Here is an 8,395-nt window from a genome sequence, read left to right on the forward strand (position 1 = left end):
CGGCGAGCGAGGGACGAGCGCCGCCCCCGTGCGTGCGATCATCCGGGGGTGCGGATCACGCTCGACGCCACCCCGCTCCTCGGACCACGGACGGGGATCGGGCGCTACACCACCCACCTGCTCGCGGAGCTCCCCGGTGCGCTCGCGCGCGCCGGGGTCGTCGCCGACCTGCGCGTCAGCACCTGGACCCTGCGCGGCGGCCGCGTCCCCGCCCTGCCCCCCGGGATCCGTCAGGTGGGGTACCGGGTGCCGGCACGCGCCCTGAGGGCCGCGTGGCGCGTCGCGCCGTTCCCGCCGGCGGAAGCCCTCGTGGGGCGCACGGACGTGTTCCACGGCGTCAACTTCGTGGTCCCACCCGCCTGGCGCGCCGCCGAGGTCGTGACGGTGCACGACCTGACGTACGAGGAGCACACGGACACGGTCTCCCCCGCCGACCTCGCCTACCGCGGCCTGGTCCGCCGGGCGGTCGGGCGGGGGGCGCACGTGCTGACGCCGTCGGCGCACGTAGCCGGCCAGGTGCGCGACTTCTACGGGCTCGCCGAGTCGCAGGTCACGGCGACGCCGCTCGGTGTCGACCCGGGCTGGTCGCTCGCCTCGCCGCCGACCGAGAGGTGGCTCGCCGACCACGGGCTCACGGGCGACTACGTGGTGTTCGTCGGTTCGTTGGGTCCGCGCAAGAACCTCCGTCGTCTCGTCGAGGCGTTCGGCCGGGTCCGTTCAGGCGGCCTCACGCTCGCGCTCGCCGGCCCGGCCGGTCGGGCCGCGGACGTCGGGGGCGGGCCGCACGTCGTGCCGACAGGATGGCTCGGCGAGGGCGAGCTGCGCTCCCTCGTCGCCGGTGCCCGCGCCCTGGTGCTGCCCTCGCTCGACGAGGGCTTCGGGCTTCCGGTCCTGGAGGCGCTCGCCGCCGGTCGCCCCGTCCTCGCCTCGGAGATCCCCGTGCTCCGCGAGGTCGCGGGGACGCACGCCGTCTTCGCGAACCCGCTCGACGTCGCCGCCCTCGCCGAAGGGCTCCGGGCCGTGCTCGAGCTCCCCGACGACGAGGAGGCACGCGCCGGACGTCGCGCCTGGGCCGCCCGGTTCACGTGGGCGTCGACGGCGGACCTCACGGCCCGGGCCTACCGCGAGATCGCGCGATGACGACGTCCGGGCCCGTAGGCGGGCCGGTGGGCGGCGGGGCGGTCGACAGGTCGTCGAGCGCCGACGTCACCGTCGTCGTCGTGACCTGGCGGGCGCGCGAGCTCGTGCTCCGGTGTCTCGACTCGCTGGCGACCCAGGTGCTCGGCGACCTGCGGATGGACGTCGTCGTCGTCGACAACGACTCCCGGGACGGGACCGCCGAGGCGATCGCCGCGCAGCACCCCGACGTCCGGGTGATCGTCTCCTCGGAGAACCGCGGCTTCGCCGGCGGCAACAACCTCGCGCTCCGCGAGGTGACGTCGCCGGTCGTGGTCCTGATGAACAACGACGCCGTCCCCGACCCCCGCTTCGTCGCCAGCCTCGCGGGTCGCCTCATGGCGGCGCCGGAGGACGTCGGGGTCGTGACCGGACGTGTCCTGCTCGCCGCTCGTTTCCGCGCCGCCGACCCGGGCGACACCGGCGTCGTCGAGGGGCCCGACGGACGCTGGGTGGCGGACGCCGACGGGGACGTCGTCCTGGTGAACTCCACCGGCAACCAGGTGCGGACCGACGGGTACGGCGTGGACCGAGGCTGGCTCGCGCGCGCGGACCTGCACCATCCGGCCGCGGACGTGTTCGGGTTCTGCGGCGCAGGTGCAGCGCTGCGGCTGTCGGCGCTGCGGGACGTCGGCCTGTTCGACGAGGACCTCTTCCTCTACTACGAGGACTCGGACCTCTCCTGGCGGATGCGCCTGGCCGGGTACCGGGTGGAGTACGCGGAGGACGCGGTCCTGCACCACGACCACGCCGCCTCCACCCGCGAGGGCAGCGACCTGTTCCTCTTCTACGACTGGCGCAACCGGCTGCTCGTCCTCGCGAAGAACGCCACCCCGGGGCTCGCCTGGCGGTCTCCGGCCCGCTTCGTGCTCACGACGGCCTCGGTCGCCCTGCGACGCACGGCGACCACGAGACAGGTCCGGGTGCGCCTCAGGGTCCTCGCGTCCTACCTGCGGCTCGTCCCGACGATGCTGAGCAAGCGCCGGACGATCGGCCGCGACGCACGGGTGCCCCGGGCGGTCGTGGAGCGCGCGCTCGTCGCGCCGGCACCGTCGGGCAGTCTCAGGAGCTGACCACCGCCCGGTACACGCGCACGTGGGCCCGCGCCGCGGAGTCCCAGGAGTACCGCTCCGCGTGGGTCCGGATCTCGGCGCGGTCGAGGTCCGACGACCCCGCCGCGCGCACGAGGCCCTGCGCGATGTCGTCCGCGTCCTCGGCGCCGACCAGCTCCGCGTGCTGCCCGGTGAACTCCGCCATCGCGCTCCCCCGGGTCGTGACCACCGGCACGCCGTGCGCCATCGCCTCGAGCACGGGCATCCCGAAGCCCTCGCGGACGGACGGGAACGCGAACACGTCCGCCTCCGCGTACGCGGCTTGCAGGTCGGCGTGATCGAGCCGGCCGAGCAGGCGGACCGCGTCGGCGGGAAGCTGGTCGAGCGCGCGTCGGACCTGGTCGGCGGCGGCTCCCCAGCCCTCGGGCCCGACGAGAACCAGCGTGTGGTCGGCCAACCCCGCCCGCCGGGCGCGGGCGAACGCCTCGACGAGCGTCGGCACGTTCTTGCGCGGCTCGAGCGTCCCGCACCAGAGCACGTAGGGGCCCGGGACGTCGAACCGACGGCGCCACGCGGCGCGCGCCGTGCGGTCGACGTCCTCCGCACGGACCCCGTGCGGGACGATCTCGACCCTTCGTGGCTCGATGCCTTCGGCGACGCACTCGTCGGCCGTCGCCCCCGACGGGACGACGACGCGGTCGGCTTCGTCACGAACGATCCGCAGCGCCCGCCGGAAGAACGCGTTCCCGCGGGCCGTGAAGTGCGCGGGCTCGCGCAGGAAGGCCAGGTCGTGGACGGTGACGACCAAGGGACGGCGCGTCCCAGGTACCGCCCACGTCGTGGCGTGCACGACGTCCGTGTCGACGAGATCCTCCGCGAGCGGCCTGCGCAGCCGGTTCCACGACTCGTACAACGCGGGACGCGGCAGCCGGGACTTGCGCACCGGCACCCCTGCGTCGAGGAGAGGTTGCTCGTCGCTCCCGTGCCGGGCCGCGAGGCCGACGACGTCGACGTCGCCCAGCGATCCGAGGGCGCGCGCCAGCTCGACGATGTATGTCCCGGAGCCACCGGGGACGGGCTGCCAGCACTGCTCGAGCGTCATCGCGACGCGCAACCGGGACACGTCACCGTGCCGGGGTGTGCGACCGGGATCCAGCGGGTCGGCGGGAGAGCCTTCCGCGCCAGTCACCTGCTCACCACGGTGCGGCAACCGAGCGACGGGTGCGGCGCACCCCAGGTGTTGATCGCGTAGACGCAGACGGTGTGCGTCCCCGGGGCGACCGTGCGCGTCGTCGCGAAGCCTGTCCGGCTGTCGCGGCGGAAGGCAGCGCCGACGTCGGCGCGCGCGATGTCGGCCGCGACCGCGACACCCTGACCGTCGACGTAGACGTGCACGGTCGTCGGGCCCGCCGCGTCGGGGTCGAACGCCCACCCGGAGACCGACAGCGTCGATCCGGCCGCCGATGCCGCCTCGACCACACCCACCGGGGCGGCGTCCCGGATCTCGACGTCCCAGCAGCCGAGCAGCCGGTGCGGCGCGCCCCACGTGTTGATCACGTAGACGCAGACCGGATACACGCCGGCCGGCAGGCTCTGCGACGCGACGAAGCCGACCTGCGCGTCGCGACCGTACGCCGCGCCGACGTCCGCGCGACCCCTCGTGGCAGGAACGGCCACGCCCGTGGCACCGAAGTACACATGGACGCTCGTCGAGCCGCTCTCGTCCGGGTCGAAGGCCCACCCCGTGACGGTGATCGTCGACCCGGTGGCCCCGATCGACTCCACGACACCGATCGGGGCGTTGTCCCGCACCTCCACGTCGCGGCAGCCGATCGACGGGTGCGGCGCGCCCCCGGCGTTGATGGCGTACACGCACACCGAGTGCCGTCCCGGTGTGAGGGAGCGCGTGAGCACGAACCCGACGCGCGGGTCCCGGCCGTAGGCAGCACCCACGTCCGAGCGGCCCCTGTCGGCAGCGAGCGCCACGCCCGAGCCGTCGACGTACACGTGCACGCTCGTCGGGCCCGCCAGATCGGGGTCGAAGGCCCAGCCGGTGACGCTCAGGGTCGCACCGGTGACGGAGACCCGTTCGAGGACGCCGATCGGCGGGCTCCCGACCTGGATCTCGCTGCAGCGCAGCGTCGTCGGGCTTCCTCCGCCGGCGTCGATGGCGTACACGCAGACGGTGTGGCGCCCCTCGGGCACCACGGTGGAGTAGGCGAAGCCGTGCAGCTCACCGTGGCCGTAGGCAGCAGCGACGTCGGCGCGCCCCACGTCGGCCGTGACGGCGACACCGACGCTGTCCACGTAGACGTGCACGCTCGTCGACTCCTCGGAGTCCGGGTCCAACGTCCATCCCGAGACCGTGAGAGTCACACCCGACACTTGCAGCTGCTCGACGACCCCGATCGGCGCGTGGTTCACGACCGACGCCGCCCGGCAGCCGAGCGAGACGACCCCCGTGCTGCCCGGTCGCACCATGTCGACGCACACCACGTGCCGCCCCGCCGGGACGGGCAGCGTGACGGCGAAACCGTGCGCCGGACCTGCGGCCGGGTACGCAGCCCCGACGTCCGTGCGGGTGCGGTCGGCGGTCGCGACGGTGACCCTGCCGTCCACCACGACGTCCACCAGGAGCGGCGCGGTCGTCTGCCGGTCGAGCGCCCAGCCCGAGACCGTGACCGTCGACGGTGTCGACTCCAGTCCCTCCCAGGCGCCGACGGGCGAGTCCACGACCGCGGCGTTCGCGACGGCCGCCACCCGGGCGCGGAGGGTCGGCAGGAGGTCGTACAGGTTCTGACCCGGGCACGAGGTCAGCTGGGCGTCGCGGTGCCCGTAGACTGCCGGGAACGACACCACGGTCCCCTCCGGGAACTTGGACGCGCCTCCGCCGGAGACCATCGTGACGTCCTGGTCCGCCGCGATGTGGTGGATCGCCGCCTTCCAGGCGATCAGCGAGACCAGGGCGTCCTCGAGCGCCGCCGGCACCGACGTCGTGCCGTAGTCGCCGATCGCAGCGATACCGATCGTGCGGCTGTTGAAGCCGCCCGTGTGGACGCCCACGACGGTCGACATGACCCCGCCGGCCCTGCCCTCGAAGATCCGACCGAACCGGTCGACGAGGAAGTTGTAGCCGATGTCGCACCAGCCGCGGCTCTGCACGTGGTACGCGTAGAAGCCGCGGAGGATCGCGGGCACCTCGTCCGCCGAGTATCCGTTGGCCGACGCCGTGTGGTGCACCGCCACCGCACGCATCGCGGGCGAGTAGTCGGGGTCGCACGCGCGCAGCGACTCGTCGGCACCCCACGCCGCCCGGCTGATGATCGGCGGCTGCCCCGGCACGGAGGTCGCCGCAGCGGCGACGGCGGCCGTGGTGTCGCTCTCGCGCACCGTGGGATCGACGAGGACCGCCCGCAGACCCGTGAGGTCCTGCGTCGCGGACTCCGCCCACACCTGCAGGCCGTCCGCGTCGGACGCGACGATCGGGTCCGTGCCCGACCGCGAGCTCCGGGCCGCGTCGCGAGAGCCGCTGTCGGGCGCCACGTCGCCCGCCTCCACCGCCTGCCACTCGGACCAGGAGCCGGACTCACGCACGCGGAAGGCGACCATGACGTCCTGCGGCCCCGGGTCCCAGGTGAACCCGAGGACGGTGAACTCCCGGGTGTCGAGCTCGGGCGTGAGGACGTCGGGGGTCGCGGTGACCGAGGGGGCGGCGCCGTCCGTGCCGGGGTCGGCAGCGTCGGCGGGCGCGCTCCGGGCGAGACCGCGCACGGTGTCAGGAGAGGCGTCCGGCGCTGCCTGGCTCGTCTCCCCCGCGTCGGCCCGAAGCGCCTCGACCTCGTCGACCGCGGCGTCGATGCTGGGTGTGTCCACGCCGGCGAGCGGGAGCTCGTCGAGCTCCGGCCGCTCCGCCGTCGCCGACGCCCGGGACGGCGCCTCGGCCGACACGACCGCCCCGCCTCCGCCCGCGACCGCGGTCGTCGGCAGCGCGACGACGCCGCACGCGGTGACCGCGGCGACGACCATGGTGAGTGCTCGCACTGTGTGCTCCCTGACTTGATCCCGCGGCCGTGTCGTACCACGGCGTCCACGACGCTGCATGCGATAGTGGCACGCCGCGGAAGCAATTGATCGGAGGCCGGGTGCGTGTGCTGAGAGGTAGCGGCTGGGGACGTCGCGACGTCCTCGCCTCCTCGGAGCGTCCCTGGCCGACCCGATGGATCGTGCCGCTCGGTGTTCTGGTGCTGACGGCTGCGTGCACACCGTCCGGGCCCTCCGGAGGCGACACCACGACGACCACTGCGCCGCCCACGGCATCGGCGCCCGCCTCCGCAGCACCGAGCCCCATCGCGACCGCACCGACGCCCACCGAGCCGACGCCCACCGCGCCGGTGCCGGCGGGGGACGGCGGGTCCACCCGCACGGTCGACATCGTCGTCACGACGTCCGGGTGGCAGCCGGCCACCGGTGCGGTGGAGGTCAGCGCCTACGCCACGGGCGTCGAGTCCGGCGGGACCTGCACGCTCGACCTGGTCGGTCCCGCGGGTGCGACCGCGCAGGCCTCGCAGGCCGCCGAGCCCGACGCGTCGTCCACCAGCTGCGGCCTGCTCGCCGTTCCCGGCTCGCGCCTGTCGAGCGGGACGTGGCAGGGCACGGTGTCATACGTCTCGCCCAGTTCCTCAGGAACTGTCGCCTTGTCGCCGATAGAGGTTCCGTGACCACGACTTCGACCCCTGCCCGAGGTCTGCCTCCCGTCGGGCGGTTGCTGGCCGTCGTCGGTTCCGCTCTGGCGGTCCTGCTCGGCGTCGTGGTCGGCCATGCCGGCGGCGCGCAGGCTGCGGACAACTCGCGGTTCAACGCCGGTCTCATCATCACGGACAAGAACTTCACGGACTCCTCGTCGATGAGCGCCGACCAGATCCAGGCGTTCCTCGACGCCCGGGCGCCGTCCTGCCAGCCGGCCGGCGACGGGACCCCGTGCCTGCGGACCGCCCGCTTCGACACGACGACACGGACGGCCGACGACCGGTGCCGCGGCTCGTACGCCGGCGCCTCGGGCGAGTCGGCGGCCCAGGTCATCGCCAAGGTCGCCGCGGCGTGCTCGATCAACCCGCGCGTGATCCTCGTGATGCTCCAGAAGGAGCAGGGGCTCGTCACGGCGAGCGGATCCTCGCTCACGGCGACCCGCTACCGCTCGGCGATGGGCTTCGGCTGCCCGGACACCGCGGCGTGCGACGCGAAGTACTACGGCTTCTTCAACCAGGTCTACCAGGCGTCGTGGCAGTTCAACAGCTACGCCCTCAACCCGACGCGCTACTCCCACCGGGCGGGTGCGACGGCGAACGTCCTGTTCCACCCTGATGCGGCGCGGTGCGGGTCGGCCCCGGTCTACATCGCCAACCAGGCGACCGCGAGCCTCTACAACTACACGCCGTACCAGCCGAACGCGGCGGCGCTCGCCGCGGGATACGGCACCGGCGACTCGTGCTCGTCGTACGGCAACCGCAACTTCTGGGCGTACTACACCGACTGGTTCGGTCGACCGGACGCCGGCGACCCGATCGGCCGGGTGGAGGCGGTCACGAGCACGTCGACGTCGATCTCGGTCTCCGGCTGGGCCATGGACCCGGCCACGTCGTCCAGCAACGAGGTCCACGTCTACGTCGACGGCACGGGGACGCGCGTCCCCGCCGACATCGGCCGCGCGGACGTGGGGGCTGCGTACGGGCTCGGCGACCAGCACGGCTTCGCCCTCACCGTGGCGGCCGCGCCGGGCACGCACACCGTGTGCGTCTACTCGATGGGCGTCGGCCGCAGCTCGTTCTCGCTCCTCGGGTGCACACCGGTCACGGTCGTGGACCACACCCCCGTCGGGACCCTCGAGGGCGTCACCGCCACCGCAGACTCGATCACGGTCTCCGGCTGGGCCTGGGACCCCGACACCAGCAACCCGACCGACGTGCACGTCTACATCGACAACGTCGGCGTCGCCGTGCGCGCCGACGTCGGCCGCAACGACGTCGCCGCCGCCTACGGCACCGCCGCGACCCGCGGGTTCAACTACACCCGCCCCGCCGCCGCCGGCACCCACACCGTGTGCGTCTACGCCATCAACATCGGCAGCGGACCGCACACCCTGCTCGGCTGCCGCACCGTCGAGGTGCGCT

General features: G+C 73.9%; 6 protein-coding genes. 4 read left to right on the forward strand and 2 right to left on the reverse strand.

The genetic code is table 11. From position 1 onward, the window contains the following. The first annotated feature begins 48 nt into the window (after window positions 1-48). Both Cch01nite_RS04620 and Cch01nite_RS04625 read left to right on the forward strand, forming a co-directional pair. Window positions 49-1,140, forward strand: a complete 1,092-nt coding sequence (locus Cch01nite_RS04620; RefSeq protein WP_203749129.1) for a glycosyltransferase family 4 protein — start codon at window positions 49-51, stop codon at window positions 1,138-1,140. After that, the gene (locus tag Cch01nite_RS04625; protein ID WP_203749132.1) at window positions 1,137-2,249 is read left to right on the forward strand and encodes a glycosyltransferase family 2 protein; all 1,113 of its coding nucleotides are present in this window, start codon (window positions 1,137-1,139) and stop codon (window positions 2,247-2,249) included. Before Cch01nite_RS04620 ends, Cch01nite_RS04625 begins: the two co-directional genes overlap by 4 nt. Here the strand turns inward: Cch01nite_RS04625 and Cch01nite_RS04630 are convergent. Together Cch01nite_RS04630 and Cch01nite_RS04635 are read right to left on the reverse strand one after the other, a co-directional pair. Then, window positions 2,239-3,351, reverse strand: a complete 1,113-nt coding sequence (locus Cch01nite_RS04630) for a glycosyltransferase family 4 protein (protein WP_239069877.1) — start codon at window positions 3,349-3,351, stop codon at window positions 2,239-2,241. The genes Cch01nite_RS04625 and Cch01nite_RS04630 overlap by 11 nt on opposite strands. A 62-nt stretch (window positions 3,352-3,413) precedes the next feature. Next, entirely contained in the window at window positions 3,414-6,269 is a 2,856-nt protein-coding gene (locus Cch01nite_RS04635) for a peptidoglycan recognition protein family protein (RefSeq protein WP_203749135.1), read from the reverse strand. A gap of 200 nt (window positions 6,270-6,469) precedes the next feature. Between Cch01nite_RS04635 and Cch01nite_RS04640 the strand changes: the two genes are divergently transcribed. Beyond that, the gene (locus Cch01nite_RS04640; RefSeq protein ID WP_203749138.1) at window positions 6,470-6,946 is read left to right on the forward strand and encodes a hypothetical protein; all 477 of its coding nucleotides are present in this window, start codon (window positions 6,470-6,472) and stop codon (window positions 6,944-6,946) included. Further along, window positions 6,943-8,395 (forward strand): LasA N-terminal domain-containing protein (locus Cch01nite_RS04645; protein ID WP_203749140.1); only part of this gene is annotated, 1,453 nt, incomplete at its 3' end. The genes Cch01nite_RS04640 and Cch01nite_RS04645, both read left to right, overlap by 4 nt.

Source organism: Cellulomonas chitinilytica, from assembly GCF_016862675.1.
Lineage (GTDB): Bacteria > Actinomycetota > Actinomycetes > Actinomycetales > Cellulomonadaceae > Cellulomonas > Cellulomonas chitinilytica.

Bases quoted from the DNA above. Each gene is read 5' to 3' on its own strand.
- Cch01nite_RS04625 (WP_203749132.1), top strand. From the start codon at position 1,137: ATGACGACGTCCGGGCCCGTAGGCGGGCCGGTGGGCGGCGGGGCGGTC.